Below are 15204 nucleotides of genomic sequence, written 5' to 3' on the forward strand. Positions count from 1 at the left end.
CGTTAGCGTGACGGGCGAGCACCACATGCGTCACCCGCCGGGGTGGATCGCGCCCCGCCCCGGCGAGTGACCCGACGCCCGTCAGCCGGGCAGCCTTCAGCGAGGCAGCCTTCAGCGGGGCAGGAGGTGGGCATGCAGCCCTTCGCCGGCCGGGCGGCCGTGGCCGGTGTCGGCATGACCGCGCTGACGCGCGAGTCCGGCCGCACCGAGCTGGACCTGGCGGTCGAGGCCTGCCGTACGGCGTGCGCCGACGCGGGCATCGCGCCCACGGAGGTGGACGCGGTCCTGAGCTATCACATGAACGACTCGGCCCCCGTCACCCAGGTCGCCCGCGCCCTGCGCATCGACCGGCTGGGCTGGCACAACGACATAGCCGGAGGCGGCACCCAGGCCGCCTCGATCCTGGGCGACGCGGCCATGCTCATACACGCCGGCTTAGCGCGAAATATCCTGATCTATCGGGCGCTTAACGGGCGCTCCGGCAAGCGCATGAACACCGTCTCCACCGGTCCCCAGGAGCGGTTCACCTACGGCATGGCCGGCCCGATCCCGCTCTTCGCCCTGGCCGCGACCCGCTACCTGCACGACACCGGCCTCGGCCCCGAGCACCTGCACGCCGTCGTCGCCCAGTCCAGGGACAACGCCAAGACCAACCCCCGTGCCCTGCGCCGGGAGCCGCTGTCGTTCGAGGAGTACCTGGCCAGACCGTACGTCTGCACGCCACTCCGTACCGTCGACTGCTGCCAGGAGACCGACGGCGCGTGCGCGCTGCTGGTCAGCGGCGTGCTCGGCGGCCCGCGCATCCAGGCCGTCGTGCGCGGCGGCGGCCCCGGCTGCTCATCGATGGACCGCGCGCCGGACGTGAGCGCCGTCTTCTCCGAGTACGTGGCCCCCATGCTGTGGGAGGCGTCGGGCATGCGGCCGTCGGACGTGGACGCGGCACTCCCGTACGACGCCTACTCCTGGCTGGTCCCGCGGCAACTGGCGGACTTCGGCCTGGTCCGTCGCGAAGACCTGGGCCCGTACCTGCTGGAGCGACGCCACGCCTGGATCAACCCGCACGGCGGCCTGCTGTCGGAGGGCTATGTGCACGGCCTGAACAACGTGGCCCAGGCGGTCCGGGAAGTGCGTGGCGGTCGTGAGGTGGCGCTGGCGACGGGCTTCGGCGGCAGTTACGGAAGCGCGGCGCTGCTGGTGGGGTAGCAGGTCAAGAACCGGCCGTGAACGCCGCGTGCGAGGCCCGCCGGTCGGCCTCCGGCAGCAGGTCGCGCGCCGCCAGCCAGGCCGCCGCCCCCGCCGCGTCCCGCGCCGTGGTCACGGTCTCACCGGCCAGCAGCTCGCGTACGGCCTGCCGTACCGGACCGTCGCTCGTCAGCACGCTCCCGGCCAGGACCACCGGCCCCGACCGGTGCACCCGCCGCACCGTGGCGGCCAGGTGCGCGGCGGCCTGGCGGGCGATGCCGAGCGCGAGCGGGTCGCCCGCTTCGGCGGCCTGGCTGACCAGCGCCGACAGGGCGGCCAGGCGCATGTGGTCGGCCTGCGCCAGCCGGACGATCCGATCGGCCACCTTGCGCGGCGTGGGGCCGCGCTCGGCCCCGAGGAAGTGCTCGACGACCAGCTCGACCAGCGGGCCCGCCGAGGAGCCGCGATCCAGCTCGGCGACGACGGCCTTGGCGCCCGCGCGCCCGATCCAGAAGCCCGACCCCGCGTCGCCCAGCAGCCAGCCCAGCCCGTCGGCGATCACGTCCAGCTCGTAGCCGGTGATCCGGGCCGCCACCGCCCCCGTCCCCGAGAGCAGCAGCGAGCCGTCCGGCTCGGGCGACCCCGCGACGTACGCGATCACCGTGTCGCCCATGAGCCGCGGCCCCGAGGCGATGCCGTGCCCCGCCCACACCTTGGCCAGCGCCGGCTCCATCTCGTCGACGAACCCCGAGATCCCGGCCAGCGAGGCGACGACCGACGAGGCGTCCAGCCCGGCCAGAGCCCCGCTGAGCGCGGTCTCGATCGCCGCCACCGCGTTCGCCAGGCCGTGGGCGCTCGGATTGCCCGCGCCCGCCCTGGCGTATCCGACACGGGTGCCGTCGAGCGAGTGCACGGCGACACGGGTGGAGGTGGCGCCGGCATCCACGCCGATGGCGAGTCCGATGGTGAGCGAATTGGTCACGGTCCGATTGTGGGACTTGACTCCGCGGAGAAGCAAGAATAATTTTCGGCGGAAGACCGGGTATCCGGAAGGAATATTCGTGACTTCAGGGGCCCTCGGGCGTGTGGAAACAGAACTCCCCGGTTTGCCGGAGGCGTTGCGCAGAGTCGGCGAGGTGATCCTCGGTGATCCGGCCGAGGCGGCCCGGTCGACCATCATCGCGCTGGCCGAGCGCGCGGGCAGCTCGCCCGCGACCGTGACCAGGTTCTGCCGGGCCTTCGGCTTCTCCGGTTACGCCGAGCTGCGCGTGGCGCTGGCCACCGAGACCGGCCGGGCCGCGCAGGCGGGCTGGGGCGCGGGCGTGGGGCACGAGATCGGGCCTGACGACCCGCTCGACTCGGCGATCGAGGTGATGGCCGCGGCCGACGCCCGGCTCATCCAGGACACCGCCGCCCAGCTCGACTCGGAGATCGTCGCCCAGGTGGCCGACGCCATCGTCGCCGCGCGGCGGGTCCTGCTCGTCGGCGTCTCCACCAGCGGGAACGTCGCCACCATGTTCGAGGGCCGGCTGCGCCGCATCGGCATCCCGGGCTGGAGCGCGGGCGACGCGCACGTCGCGCTGTCGGACGCCGCGCTGCTCGGCGCGGGCGACGTCGCGATCGGCATCAGCCATCGGGGCCGGACCCGCGAGGTCATGGAGGCCCTGGCCGAGGCCGGCAGTCACGAGGCCACCACGGTCGCGGTCACCTCGTTCGCCCGCTCGCCGCTCGCCGAGCTGGCCGACCTGGTGCTCACCACCGCCAGCAGGGAGACCACCTTCCGGCTCGGCGGGCTGGCGGCCGTCCACTCGCAGCTGTTCGTGCTCGACGCCGTCTACGTGGCGGTGGCCCAGCGCACTTACGAGCGCACCAACCAGGCGTTCGGGCTCACGATCAGCGCCGTGGAGAGCCATCGGGTGGAGAGAGGCTGAATGACGTTCGCAACGAAGGCCCTGGAGCTGGCACACCAGGTCGTGGAGACACAGGCGGAGCCGGTACGCCGCGCCGCCGCGCTGCTCGTCGCGTCGCTGCGGGCGGGCGGCGTGGTCAACGCGTTCGGATCCGGACATTCCGAGTCGATCGCGATGGAGATCGCCGGACGGGCCGGGGGACTGGTCCCCAGCAACCGGCTCACCCCGCGTGACCTCGTCCTGTACGGCGGCCAGCCGCCGAGCGTGCTCACTCCCGAGCTCGAACGCGATCCGGAGATCGCCCACCGGATCTACGAACTGGCGCCCGTCGCGCCGCAGGACGTGTTCGTGCTGATCTCCAGCTCGGGCATCAACGGAGCCGTGGTCGAGCTGGCCACGATCGTCAAGGACCGCGGCCATCCCCTGATCGCGCTGACCTCGGTCCAGCACAGCAGCCAGATGACCTCGCGCCACCCGTCGGGCCGCAAGCTGCTCGACCTGGCCGACGTCGTGCTGGACAACGGCGCGCCGTACGGGGACGCGATCCTCGAACTGCCGGGCGGCGGCGGTTACGGCGCGATCTCGACCGTCACCTCGGCGTTGCTCGCGCAGATGGTGGTCACCGAGGCGGTGGCCGAGCTCGTGGCGCTCGGCGAGACGCCGCCCATCTACCTGTCGGTCAACGTGGCCGGTGGCGACGAGCACAACAAGGCCCTGGAGAGCCGCTACGCAGGGCGGATCCGACGTGGAGCATGACTAGTCAGGAGTAGAAATATGCCGGACACCCCCCGTTTCACCAGGCGCGAGCTTCTCCGGAGCGCCGCGCTGGTCCCCGTGGCGGGCGCGCTCGCCGCGTGCGCGACCCCGGCCGCGAAGCCGTCGGCCTCGTCGTCGGCCGCCCCGGTCGCGACCAGCGCGGCCAACCCCTTCGGGGTCTCGGACAGCAAGCCGCTTGAGGTGTGGATCTTCGACGGCGGTTTCGGCCAGGACTACGCCAAGAACATCCACCAGCCGCTGTTCAAGTCGAAGTATCCGAAGGTGGAGATCAAGCACAACGCCACCAAGGAGATCACCAAGGTCCTCCAGCCGAGGTTCGCCGGCGGCAACCCGCCCGACGTGATCGACAACTCGGGTGCCAACGCCATGGACTTCGGCGCGCTCGCCCAGGACGGCCAGCTCCAGGACCTCACCCCGCTGCTCGACGCGCCTTCGTGGGACGACCCGAGCATTAAGGTCAGGGACACCATCGACCCGGCCGTCATCGACATCGGCACCATGGACGGCACGTTCAGCGTGCTCGGCTACGTCAACTACATCTTCGGCATCTGGTATTCGCAGAAGGCGTTCAAGGACAACGGCTGGGCGCCCCCCAAGACGTGGGACGAGTTCCTCAAGCTCAACGAGACGATCAAAAAGTCCGGCAAGATGGCCCCCTTCACCTACGCCGGAAAATTCCCGCAATATCTGTACGAAGTGCTGCTCACCATGGCCGCGAAGATCGGCGGCCCCGAGGTCCTCGTCAACATCGACAACCTCGAGGACGGCGCCTGGACCACGGAGGCCATGAAGACCTCCGCCACGGCCTGGGCCGAGATCGGCGCTAAGTACCTCCTGGAGGGCACCGCCGGCCTCGACCACGTGCAGACCCAGACCGCCCAGAACAAGTACAAGGTGGCCATGCTGCCCTCCGGCTCCTGGCTGGAGAACGAGCAGAAGACCACCACTCCGGCCGACTTCGAGTACGGCATGTTCCCCGTCCCCGACTTCACCAGCTCCGACAAGATGCCCTACGGCACGCTGCACAGCCAGCCGAGCGAGAACTTCATCGTCCCCGCCAAGGGCGCCAACCCGCAGGGCGGCATGGAGTACCTGCGGGCCATGCTGTCGAAGAAGGCGGCCGGCGAGTTCAGCGAGATGGTCAAGACCGTCTCGACGGTCAAGGGCGCGGGTGAGGGCCGCCAGCTGTCCCCGGGCGCCGCGAGCGCGACCAAGGCCTACACCGAGGCCGGCGCGAACATCGTCTACTACCGCTGGCAGACGTGGTACCTCCAGCTCAAGGACGAGGCCGTCGCCGCCACCGGGGAGCTCATGACCGGCGGCCTCACGCCGGACAAGTATCTGGAGCGCATCCAGAAGAAGTCCGACGAGATCAAGAAGGACTCCTCGATCAAGAAGTACAAGCGCTGATGTTGTTCAACAGGTATCGCCGAGGGCTGTTCATCACCGCGTTCCTGGCAGCCCCGGTGACCCTTTACCTGATCTATGTGATCTCTCCATACATCCAGGCGTTCTACATCTCGATGACGGACTGGCGCGGCGTCTCGGCCACGCCGGCCTTCATCGGGCTGGAGAACTTCCGCCGGCTCCTCGAAGACGGGACGTTCTGGAAAGCGGTCACGCACAACGCCGGGCTGCTCGTCCTGCTGCCCCTGATCACGATCATCATCGCCCTGTTCTTCTCCTTCCTCCTCAACGTGGGCGGCGGCGGGCGGGCCGTGGGCGGGATCAGGGGCTCCAAGTTCTACCGCGTGGTGTTCTTCTTCCCGCAGGTGCTGGCCGTCGCGGTGGTGGCGGTGCTGTTCCAGCAGGTGTTCCGGCCGGACGGCAGCGGGATGCTGAACGCGCCGCTGATGGCGCTGGGCGGCAAGCCGATCGGCTTCCTGTCGGACCCGGGTGTCGCGTTCTGGTCGGTGCTCGGCGTCATGGTCTGGCAGGCGGTCGGGTTCTACGTGGTGCTCTTCTCCGCCGGACTCGCCTCCATCCCGAAGGACATGTTCGAGGCGGCGCAGATCGACGGCGCCGGGCGGCTGAGCCTGTTCTTCCGCATCACCCTGCCGCTGCTCTGGGACACCATCCAGGTGGCCTGGGTCTACCTCGGCATCATCGCCCTCGACGTGTTCGCGATCGTGTGGGTGATGACCGACCAGCACGGCGGCCCCGACTGGTCGACCACGGTCATGGCGGCCGAGGTCTACCGCAACGCCTTCCAATACTTCCGCTTCGGATACGCCTCGGCCCTGGGCGTCGTGATGTTCTTCTTCACCGTCGGGTTCGCGATCCTTTCGCTGCGTCTGACGCGGCGCGAACGAATCGAGTACTGATGACGACGACCTCGTGGACGGTGGCGAACTCCCGCAAGCTGGCCCGCCAGGAGAGCCGGAAACGGCTCGGGCCGATGGCGATCCTGTCGCACGTCGCGCTGCTGCTGTGGACCGTGCTCACGGTGGTGCCGATCCTGTGGACGTTCCTGGCGTCGGTCAAGAGCGAGGACGAGATCTTCGGCGACGCCTGGTCCCTGCCGGCCAGCCTGCGCTGGGACAACTTCGCCAGGGCCTGGGAGCAGGCGCACATCGGCCAGTACATGCTCAACAGCGTCATCGTGGTCGCCTTCAGCGTGTTCGGCACGATGCTGGTCGGCTCGATGGCCGCGTACGTGCTGTCGCGCTACCCCTTCCGCGGTAACCGGGCCGTCTACCTGCTGTTCGTGTCGGGCCTGGCCTTCCCGGTCTACCTGGCGCTGTCGCCGCTGTTCTTCGTCGTGCAGAACATGGGCAACGTCCCGCTGATCGGCCCGTTCATCGGCCTGAACACCCACGCCGGCCTCGTGTTGGTCTACATCGCCTACTCGATGCCGTTCACGGTGTTCTTCCTGTCGGCCTTCTTCCGTACGCTGCCCACGGCCGTGGCGGAGGCGGCCATGGTCGACGGCGCCTCGCACACCCGGGTGTTCTTCCAGATCATGCTGCCCATGGCCAGACCGGGCCTGGTCAGCATCACGATCTTCAACATCCTCGGCCAGTGGAACCAGTACCAGCTGCCGCTGGTGCTGCTGCAGGAGCGCGACAAGTGGGTGCTCACGCAGGGCATCGCCGACATCTCGACGGCCGCGGGCTATGACCAGGACTGGTCGGCCCTGTTCGCCGCCCTGACGCTGGCCATCCTGCCCATGCTGGTCGTCTACACGGTCTTCCAGCGCCAGATCCAGTCGGGGCTGACCGCGGGGGCGCTCAAGTAATTATCCTCTCGCGCACCCGACCCGCCGGGCCTAGGCTGCTGGTGTGATCGGCGACATCCGCGCGTTGCTGGCCCGCCACCTCCCCGACGTCGAGGTGCGCTCTCTGACCGAGTCCGGGCAGGGCCTGGACCACGAGGTCTACGAGGTCAACGGTGAGTTGATCGTCCGGGGCGGCAAGGCCACCGATCCGGTGGCCACCCGCCGCGAGGTCGAGCTGCTGGCCGCGGTCCGCGAGCTGGCCACCGTGGCGGTGCCCGAGGTGGTCTTCGCCGACTACGAGCAGGGCGTGATCGCCTACCGGAAGCTGCCGGGCGAGCCGCTCAACCAGCACCCGGTGCCGGACCCCGCGGCGCTGGCCGCCCCGCTCGGCCGCCTGCTGAGCGCCCTGCACAGTGCCCCTGCCGATGACCTGCGCGCGCTGGCGCCGCCCGACCTCTACCCGGCGCCCACCCTGCTGGTGGACGCCGGGCTCGACTATCGCGACGTCGAGGGGCACGTGCCGGCGGAGCGGCGCCCGCTGGTGGAGCGGTTCTTACGCGACACACCGCCCGACGAGCCGCGTGACCTGCGCTTCTGCCACAACGACCTGGGCAGCGAGCACCTCCTGGCCGACGCCGCGACCAGCACGCTGACGGGCGTCATCGACTGGACCGACGCCGCCCTCACCGACCCGGCGCACGACTTCGCGCTCATCTACCGCGACCTGGGCCCCGAGGTCTTCGAGCGGACCCTGGCGCACTACGACCGCGACTTCGACGAGCGCGACCGGGCCAGGGTCGTCTTCTACGCCAGGTGCGCGCTCATCGAGGACCTCGCCTACGGCCTGAGCACCGGCCCACGCCACTACGCCGACGCCGCCCTGGCCCACCTTGAGTGGACCTTCAGCTGATCACCTAGCGCTGAGCTCGTCGCGCAGCCGCTCGGTCGCGCCGACCACGTTCGCCAGCGCCGCCTCTACCTGCTCGTACGTACGCGTCTTCAGCCCGCAGTCCGGATTCACCCAGACCCGCTCGGCGGGCAGCACCTTCAGCGTCTCCCGCAACAACTCCTCAACCTCGGCCTGGCTCGGCACCCTAGGCGAGTGGATGTCGTAGACGCCCGGCCCGAGCCCCCGCCCGAAGGAGCCCACGGCCCCCAGGATCCGGGCCCCGGAGCGGGCCGACTCGATCGTGGTGACGTCGGCGTCCAGGCCGTCGATCGCCGCGAGGATCTGGTCGGCGTCCGAATAACACAGGTGCGTGTGGATCTGAATGCGGTCGCTGGCCCCCGAGGTGGCCCGCCGGTACGCGGCCACGGCCCACTCCAGGTAGTCGGCCTGCGAGGCTCGCCTGAGGGGCAGCAGCTCGCGCAGCGCCGGCTCGTCCACCTGGATGATCGATACACCCGCCGCCTCCAGGTCGCGTACCTCGTCCCGGACCGCGTCGGCCACCTGGAACACCACGTCGCGCAGCGGCAGGTCGTCGCGGACGAACGACCAGGCGACGATCGTGACGGGCCCGGTGAGCATGCCCTTGACCGGCTTGTCCGTCAGCGACTGCGCATGGCGCGCCCACCGTACGGTGATCGGCGCGGCCCGCCCGACGTCGCCGTGCAGGATCGGCGGCCTGGTGCACCGGGAGCCGTAGGACTGGACCCAGCCGTTGGCGGTCACCGCGAAGCCGTCGAGGTGCTCGGCGAAGTACTGGACCATGTCGTTGCGCTCCGGCTCGCCGTGCACGAGGACGTCGAGGCCGAGCCGTTCCTGCAGCCGGATGACCCGCTCGATCTCCGCCTCGACCCGCCGCTCGTAGTCGGCCTCCGGCAGCGTGCCCGCCGCCACGGCCGCGCGGGCCGCGCGCAGCTCGCCGGTCTGCGGGAACGACCCGATCGTGGTGCTCGGCAGCACCGGCAGCCGCAGGTGCGCGGCCTGGGCCGCGGCGCGCTCCGCGTACGGTCCGCGCCCCTCGAACACGATCGGGTCCGCCAGCGCCACCGACGCGGCCGGCGCCTCGGCGCCCCGGAAGTCGGTGCGCGCCAGTTCGACCACCTCCGCCACCTTCTGCTCGGCGAAGGCCAGCCGCGCCCGCAGCGCCGGGTCGAGCCCTTCTTCCCCCGCCACGTCGTAGGGCACGTGCAGGAGCGAGCACGAGGTGCTGACCACCACGTCCGCCGCGTGCTCCCGCACCGCCCGCAGCAGGCTCAGGGCCCGCCCGGGAGCGGTACGCCACACGTCCCGCCCGGACACCACACCCGCCACCACGGTCTTGCCCGCCAGCGCCGGCAGCCGGTCCAGGCCGCCGCGCACCAGGTCCACCCCGATCGCCTCCACCGGCGTCGCGGCCAGGACGGGCAGCGCCTCGCCCAGATCACCGAAGTAGGAGGCGACGAACAGCCCGGGACGCGAAGGCGCGGCCCCCAGCCGCTCGTAGGCGGCCGTGACGGCGGCCAGTTCCTCGGACGTCCGGTCGGCAACCAGCGCGGGCTCGTCGAGCTGCACCCACTCCACGCCCTCGGCCGCCAGGATCGCCAGCAGCTCCTCGTAGCAGCCCAGCACCTCGTCCAGCCGCTCCAGCGCCCCGGCCAGCAGCAGGAACGTCACCGGCCCCACCACCACGGGCCGCGTCTCGAAGCCCAGCTCCCGTGCCTGCCGCAGCTCGGCGAGCGGCTTGGCCGGGTCGAGCTTGAACACGGTCTCGGCGTCGATCTCCGGGACGATGTAGTGGTAGTTCGTGTCGAACCACTTCGTCATCCGCAGCGGCGCCAGCCCGGCGGTGCCTCTGGCCATCGCGAAGTAGGGGTCCTCCGCTTCGAGGTAGCGCCGTGGCACCGCGCCGAGCAGCACGGCCGTGTCGAGCACCTGGTCATAGAGGGAGAAGGTGTTGGACGGCAGTCCGGCCAGGCCCAGCTCGTCGAGCCGCCGCCAGGTCCGTTCCCGGATCTCGGCGCCCGTCTCCTCCAGCTCCGCCCGGGTCGAGCGGCCGTCCCAGTAGGACTCCAGGGCCCGCTTCAGCTCCCTTCGCGGGCCGATCCTCGGATATCCGAGCACGGTGGACCGGGGAAATGACGACATTGACTTGCTCCCTGCGTTGACTTGATCGAACGCGGAGAATTCACCACAGCGGCCCCGTCTGATGCATCCTGTATTCGTGCTGCTTATGCTCAAGGAGGTCCAGTGCTTCGCCCGCGTGGCGGCCCGGCTCAGCTTCTCGATCGCCGCCGCCGACCTGGGAATGTCCCAGCCCGCCATGAGCCAGGCCATCACCAGGCTGGAGCGCGCGGCCGGGACCAGGTTGTTCGACCGGTCCGCCCGCGCGGTGCGGCTGACCGCCGAGGGCAGGGCGCTGCTTCCGCACGCCGACGAGCTGCTGACCGCCGCTGCCGCGTTCGCGGCCGAAGCCGCCCGGCTGGCCCGGCCGACCATTCATCTTGCTTATCCACCGCTTGTCGGCGCGCTGGCCGCCCGGGTAGCCCGCCGGTTGGCGGCCCGCACCCCGGCCATCGGCGTGGAGCTCACGGTCGCCGGTCGTGGGGCGGCCGCCGACGCGCTGGAGCGGGGTGAGGTGTCGGCGGCGATCCTGGCCACCCCCGCGCCCGCGCGGTTCGTCACCGCCGCCAGGTTCCACGTCTCGGTGGACCAGCTCGCGGTGCCGCTGGGGCACGCGCTGGCGCCGAGGGCCAAGGTCGGCGCCGGGGACCTGGCCGGGCAGGTGCTGCTGACCCCCGGCAGCCGGGCGTGGGCCGGGCTGCCGGGGCGTTCGCGCATGGTGGCCGACGACGACTTCGCCGCCGCGCTCGACCTGGTCGCGGCGGGTGCCGGGGTGCTGCCGATCCCGCAGCTGCTGGCCAGGACCATCCGCCGCGACGACCTGAGGTTCGTCCCGCTCGACGCGGGCGAGCTGCGCATCACGTACGCGCTGGCCTGGGCCAGGGAGCGGGTCACGCCCGAGCTGATGGCCCTGGTGCAGGCCGTACAGGATGCCTTGTGGACTAGGTAGTCGGTAAGTTGCGCAGGGCCTCGCGGCGGCTCAGACCGGAGATGCCCTTGGCGCGTACATAGCGGACGACCTCGGCCGGGTTGGTCTTGGCGTACTCGCGCAGCGCCCAGCCGATCGCCTTGCGGGCGAAGAAGTCGTTGTCCGACAGGCTCGGCTCGATGCAGGCGTAGAGCAGGGCCGTGTCGGTGCGGGCCTTGAACCGGTTCTGGCTCAGGATCGCGGTGCGGCGCTTCCACAGATCGCCGTCGCGCGCCCAGTCCAGCATGAGCGGGCGCATCGAGTCGGGGAAGGCGGTCAGCAGGCCGCCGATCCGGTGCGTGGCCAGCTCGTCGACCAGGTCCCACCAGGCCCCGCTGACGATCATCTCCTCGTACATCGGCACCGTGTAGAGGGTCTGGAACTCCCGGTAGTGGTGATAGCCGGTCAGGTCGATCGCCGCGTAGCGCTCCTCGCGGTATTCGGCCTCGCGCCACAGGCCGAGCACCGCCCGGCGCCACTCCGGCGCAGTGCCGATGCGGTGGGCCGAGAAGACCCGCCGCAGCACGGCCCGCCTCCGCACCGCCTGGACACCGAGGAACGGCATGTCGGACTTCATGTACGCGCGCATCGTGGCGGCCTTCTCGGGCTCCGCCGCCTCCCGCAGTGCCTGACGCACCGCCGTACCAAGCGTCATGCCTGCTGGCTGGTCCGCTCACCCGTGGCCAGGCCGTCGAAGAGCACGGTGATGTAGTGCTCGGCCAGACCCGTCGTGTTGAGCCGCCCGCCGGGACGGAACCAGCGCACCGCCACCCAGATCGTGTCGCGGATCATCCGGTAGGTGAGCTTCGGGTCCACGTCGGCGCGGAACTGCCCGGCCGCCTGGCCCGCCTTGATCTGCGCGACCCAGATCTGCTCGACCTCGTCCTCGGCCTTGACCAGGTAGTTGAACCGCTCGAACTGCCGCAGATAGTTCCAGTCGTTCTGCATCACGGTGATCGCGGCCCGGTGCGGCTCCAGCGTGCCGAAGCCGATGCGCACCATCTCCGACAGGATCGTGCGCGGGTCGGAGCCCGAGGCGATCGCCGTGCGGTAGCGGGCGACCAGGTCGTCGAGGAAGGTGGAGAGCACCTCGTCGACGATGGTCTCCTTGGAATCGAAATGGTGATAGAGACTTCCCGAGAGGATGCCCGCCTCGTCGGCGATCTCGCGTACGGTCGTGGCCTGGAAGCCCTTGCGGGCGAAGAGCTCCGCGGCGAGCTTGACGAGGTGGTCACGGCGCTCCGACGCCGGCCCGGACGAGGTCGCGCGCTGGCGCTTCGCCGGGGCGGCCGCGCTCTGCCCGGAGTTCTTTCGCGTTGTCACGCCTCCCATTATGAGCCCTCAGACAATCGCTTGTTCACCGAACCCGCCCAGCTCACCCGGCATTCCGCACGCGACCAAGCGCTTGCTACGATGCGGGAGTGAACGAGGCATACATCGTCGGCGCGGTCAGGACCCCGGTCGGGCGCAGGAACGGCGGCCTCGCCGGCGCCCACCCCGCCGACCTCGGCGCGCACGTGCTCCAAGAGCTGATGACCCGCACGGGCGCCGATCCGGCGGCCGTGGAGGACGTGGTGTTCGGCTGCGTGGACACCATCGGACCGCAGGCCGGCGACATCGCCCGCACCTGCTGGCTCGCCGCGGGGCTGCCGGAGGAGGTGCCCGGCGTCACGGTCGACCGCCAGTGCGGCTCCTCGCAGCAGGCACTGCACTTCGCCGCCCAGGCCGTGCTCTCGGGCACCAGCGACCTCGTGGTGGCCGGCGGCGTACAGAACATGAGCATGATCCCCATCTCCTCGGCGATGCTCGCCGGCCGGCCTCTCGGGCACGACACCCCCTTCGGCGGCTCCAAGGGCTGGCTCTCCCGGTACGGCACGCAGGAGGTCTCCCAGTTCACCGGAGCCGAACAGATCGCCGTCAAGTGGGACATCTCCCGAGAGGACATGGAGGCGTTCGCCTACGAGTCGCACCGCCGGGCCATCGCCGCCATCGACACCGGCCGCTTCGCGGGCCAGATCACCCCCTACGAGGGCGTCACCGCCGACGAGGGTCCGCGCCGCGACACCACTCCCGCCAAGATGGCCGGGCTCCAGCCCCTGGTCGAGGACGGGCGCCTCACCGCCGCCCTGGCCTCGCAGATCTCCGACGGCGCCGCCGCCCTGCTCATCGCGTCGCCGCGGGCCGTACGGGAGCACGGACTGCGCCCGCGCGCCCGCGTGCACCACCTGTCGGTGCGCGGCGGCGACCCCATCATGATGCTCGCGGCGCCGATCCAGGCCACGGAGCACGCGCTGCGCAAGGCCGGGATGACGATCGGCGACATCGACGCCGTGGAGATCAATGAGGCGTTCGCCTCGGTCGTGCTCGCCTGGCTGAAGGAGAGCGGCGCCGACCCCGCCAGGGTCAACCCGAACGGCGGCGCGATCGCGCTCGGCCACCCGCTCGGCGCGACCGGCGCGGTCCTGGCCGTGAAGCTGCTGCACGAGCTGGAGCGGACCGGCGGCCGGTACGGCCTGCAGACGATGTGCGAAGGAGGTGGCCAGGCGAACGTCACCATCATCGAACGCCTATGACGTCCGGCGATGCCACTAGCAAATAGGAAACTTTCCTATTAGATTGCGGGTCATGCTCAAGAGCGGTGACCTGCTGTGCCTTGCCGATGCCGTAATCCTGCCCGGGTTCGGGGGAACGACCCCGCCCGACTGGCTCCGCCGCCGCCTGGGGGAGGGGCTGGCCGGGGTGGTGCTGTTCACCCGCAACATCACGGGAGCGGCCCAGGTGGCCGAACTGACCGCCGCCCTGCGCGCGGAGAACCCCGCCGTCATGATCGGCATCGACGAGGAGTCGGGCGAGGTGACCCGGCTGGAGGTCGCCACCGGCAGCAGCCGTCCCGGCGGCTTCGCGCTCGGCGTCGTGGACGACGTGACGCTGACCGAGGCCGTGGCCAGGAACCTCGGGGCGGACCTGGCGGCCGCGGGCATCACGATCGACTTCGCCCCCTCGGCCGACGTCAACTCCAACCCCGACAACCCGGTCATCGGCCTGCGCTCCTTCGGCGCCGACGCCGCGCTGGTCTCCCGGCACACCAGGGCGTTCGTCCGCGGCCTGCAGTCCGCCGGGGTGGCCGCCTGCGCCAAGCACTTCCCCGGCCACGGTGACACCTCGATCGACTCCCACCACGGCGTGCCCGTGGTCGCCACCGACGGGATCGAGGACGCGCTCGGCCCCTTCCGCGCCGCGATCCAGGAAGGCGTCAAGGCCGTCATGACCGGTCACCTGCTGGTGCCCGCGTACGACGCCGTCCTGCCCGCCACGCTCAGCCCCAAGGTGCTCACCGGGCTGCTCCGCGAGGAGCTGGGCTTCGACGGCCTGATCATCACCGACGGCATCGAGATGGCCGCCGTCTCCGGGCCGTACGGGATCGGCGGCGCCGCCGCCCGCGCCATCGCCGCCGGGGCCGACGCCATCTGCGTCGGCGGCGAGCACTCAGGCGAGGCGACCGCCGTCGAGGTGCGCGACGCGATAGCCGAAGCCGTGCGCGACGGCCTGCTGCCGGAGGAGCGCCTGGCCGACGCCGCGCGCCGGGTCGGCGAGCTGGCCGCCTGGACCGCCGCCTCGGGCATCCCGGATCCCGAGGACGGCTACCTCGGCCTGGTCGCGGCCCGCCGCGCGCTCCGGATCACCCGCCGCACGAGCGACCCCGTCCTGCCGCTCACCTCCGCGGCGCACGTGGTGGAGCTGGCCCCCGAGATGAACCTGGCCATCGACAAGAACACGCCGTGGGGCGTCGGTGAACCCCTGGGCAGACTGCTGCCCGGCACCACCGTGACCCGGCTCGCGGCCGGCGAGGCGACCGGGGCCGTGCTGGAACGGCTCATCGCCGCCGCGGCCGGGCACCCCCTCGTCGTCGTGGTTCGCGACGCGCACCGCCACCCCTGGCAGAGCGAGGCACTGCGGCACCTGCTCAGCGCCCGCCCCGACGCCGTGGTGGTCGAGATGGGCCTGCCCGCCAGGTCCGACCTGGGTGCCGTGCACATCGCCACGTACGGCTCGGCCAGGGTCTGCGGCCAGGCCGCCGCCGAACTGATCACCGGTACCCTTTGAC

The 15204-nt window shown here is 71.1% G+C and carries 14 protein-coding genes; 10 read left to right on the forward strand and 4 right to left on the reverse strand.

Annotated features, from left to right (window positions below; genetic code table 11):
- The first annotated feature begins 126 nt into the window (after nucleotides 1-126).
- Nucleotides 127-1203 (forward strand): acetyl-CoA acetyltransferase, encoded by a 1077-nt coding sequence (locus ACGFJ2_RS41955; protein WP_393478058.1) that lies wholly within the window; start codon nucleotides 127-129, stop codon nucleotides 1201-1203.
- A 4-nt stretch (nucleotides 1204-1207) separates the two neighbouring features.
- Here ACGFJ2_RS41955 and ACGFJ2_RS41960 read toward each other — a convergent pair whose 3' ends face one another.
- Entirely contained in the window at nucleotides 1208-2164 is a 957-nt protein-coding gene (locus tag ACGFJ2_RS41960; protein WP_393478060.1) for an N-acetylglucosamine kinase, read from the reverse strand.
- Between the two features lie 79 nt (nucleotides 2165-2243).
- Between ACGFJ2_RS41960 and ACGFJ2_RS41965 the strand changes: the two genes are divergently transcribed.
- Genes ACGFJ2_RS41965 through ACGFJ2_RS41990 form a run of 6 tightly spaced genes read left to right on the forward strand, consistent with a single transcriptional unit; the run spans nucleotide 2244 to nucleotide 7996 of the window.
- Nucleotides 2244-3113, forward strand: coding sequence for a MurR/RpiR family transcriptional regulator (locus tag ACGFJ2_RS41965; protein ID WP_357946641.1), 870 nt, complete (start codon nucleotides 2244-2246; stop codon nucleotides 3111-3113).
- Complete coding sequence (locus ACGFJ2_RS41970; RefSeq protein WP_357946644.1) at nucleotides 3114-3848, forward strand: SIS domain-containing protein; 735 nt, start codon at nucleotides 3114-3116, stop codon at nucleotides 3846-3848.
- A gap of 18 nt (nucleotides 3849-3866) precedes the next feature.
- On the forward strand, nucleotides 3867-5279 hold the full coding sequence (ngcE, locus tag ACGFJ2_RS41975) for an N-acetylglucosamine/diacetylchitobiose ABC transporter substrate-binding protein (RefSeq protein WP_357946646.1): 1413 nt from the start codon (nucleotides 3867-3869) through the stop codon (nucleotides 5277-5279).
- A complete protein-coding gene (locus tag ACGFJ2_RS41980; protein ID WP_357946649.1) occupies nucleotides 5279-6193 on the forward strand; it encodes a sugar ABC transporter permease in 915 nt (304 codons plus the stop codon). Before ngcE ends, ACGFJ2_RS41980 begins: the two co-directional genes overlap by 1 nt.
- The gene (locus ACGFJ2_RS41985; protein WP_358174593.1) at nucleotides 6193-7107 is read left to right on the forward strand and encodes a carbohydrate ABC transporter permease; all 915 of its coding nucleotides are present in this window, start codon (nucleotides 6193-6195) and stop codon (nucleotides 7105-7107) included. The genes ACGFJ2_RS41980 and ACGFJ2_RS41985 overlap by 1 nt, the downstream gene beginning before the upstream one ends.
- Before the next feature lie 43 nt (nucleotides 7108-7150).
- The gene (locus ACGFJ2_RS41990; protein WP_358174590.1) at nucleotides 7151-7996 is read left to right on the forward strand and encodes a phosphotransferase; all 846 of its coding nucleotides are present in this window, start codon (nucleotides 7151-7153) and stop codon (nucleotides 7994-7996) included.
- Here ACGFJ2_RS41990 and metE read toward each other — a convergent pair whose 3' ends face one another.
- Nucleotides 7997-10156 (reverse strand): 5-methyltetrahydropteroyltriglutamate--homocysteine S-methyltransferase, encoded by a 2160-nt coding sequence (metE, locus tag ACGFJ2_RS41995; protein WP_393478065.1) that lies wholly within the window; start codon nucleotides 10154-10156, stop codon nucleotides 7997-7999.
- An 85-nt stretch (nucleotides 10157-10241) separates the two neighbouring features.
- On the opposite strand from metE, the gene ACGFJ2_RS42000 reads away from it, so the two are divergent.
- Nucleotides 10242-11081, forward strand: a complete 840-nt coding sequence (locus ACGFJ2_RS42000; protein ID WP_357948108.1) for a LysR family transcriptional regulator — start codon at nucleotides 10242-10244, stop codon at nucleotides 11079-11081.
- Here the strand turns inward: ACGFJ2_RS42000 and ACGFJ2_RS42005 are convergent.
- Together ACGFJ2_RS42005 and ACGFJ2_RS42010 are read right to left on the reverse strand one after the other, a co-directional pair.
- On the reverse strand, nucleotides 11074-11754 hold the full coding sequence (locus ACGFJ2_RS42005) for a DNA alkylation repair protein (RefSeq protein ID WP_393478067.1): 681 nt from the start codon (nucleotides 11752-11754) through the stop codon (nucleotides 11074-11076). The two genes, ACGFJ2_RS42000 and ACGFJ2_RS42005, sit on opposite strands and share 8 nt — an antisense overlap.
- A complete protein-coding gene (locus tag ACGFJ2_RS42010) occupies nucleotides 11751-12431 on the reverse strand; it encodes a TetR/AcrR family transcriptional regulator (protein ID WP_393478070.1) in 681 nt (226 codons plus the stop codon). Before ACGFJ2_RS42010 ends, ACGFJ2_RS42005 begins: the two co-directional genes overlap by 4 nt.
- A gap of 89 nt (nucleotides 12432-12520) precedes the next feature.
- Here ACGFJ2_RS42010 and ACGFJ2_RS42015 point away from each other — a divergent pair, with 89 nt between their 5' ends.
- Nucleotides 12521-13672, forward strand: a complete 1152-nt coding sequence (locus tag ACGFJ2_RS42015) for an acetyl-CoA C-acetyltransferase (RefSeq protein WP_393478072.1) — start codon at nucleotides 12521-12523, stop codon at nucleotides 13670-13672.
- A 52-nt stretch (nucleotides 13673-13724) separates the two neighbouring features.
- The gene (locus ACGFJ2_RS42020; RefSeq protein ID WP_358174579.1) at nucleotides 13725-15203 is read left to right on the forward strand and encodes a glycoside hydrolase family 3 N-terminal domain-containing protein; all 1479 of its coding nucleotides are present in this window, start codon (nucleotides 13725-13727) and stop codon (nucleotides 15201-15203) included.
- The last annotated feature ends 1 nt before the right edge of the window (nucleotide 15204 follow it).

This window comes from Nonomuraea sp. NPDC049028 (assembly GCF_043197735.1).
Classification (GTDB): domain Bacteria; phylum Actinomycetota; class Actinomycetes; order Streptosporangiales; family Streptosporangiaceae; genus Nonomuraea.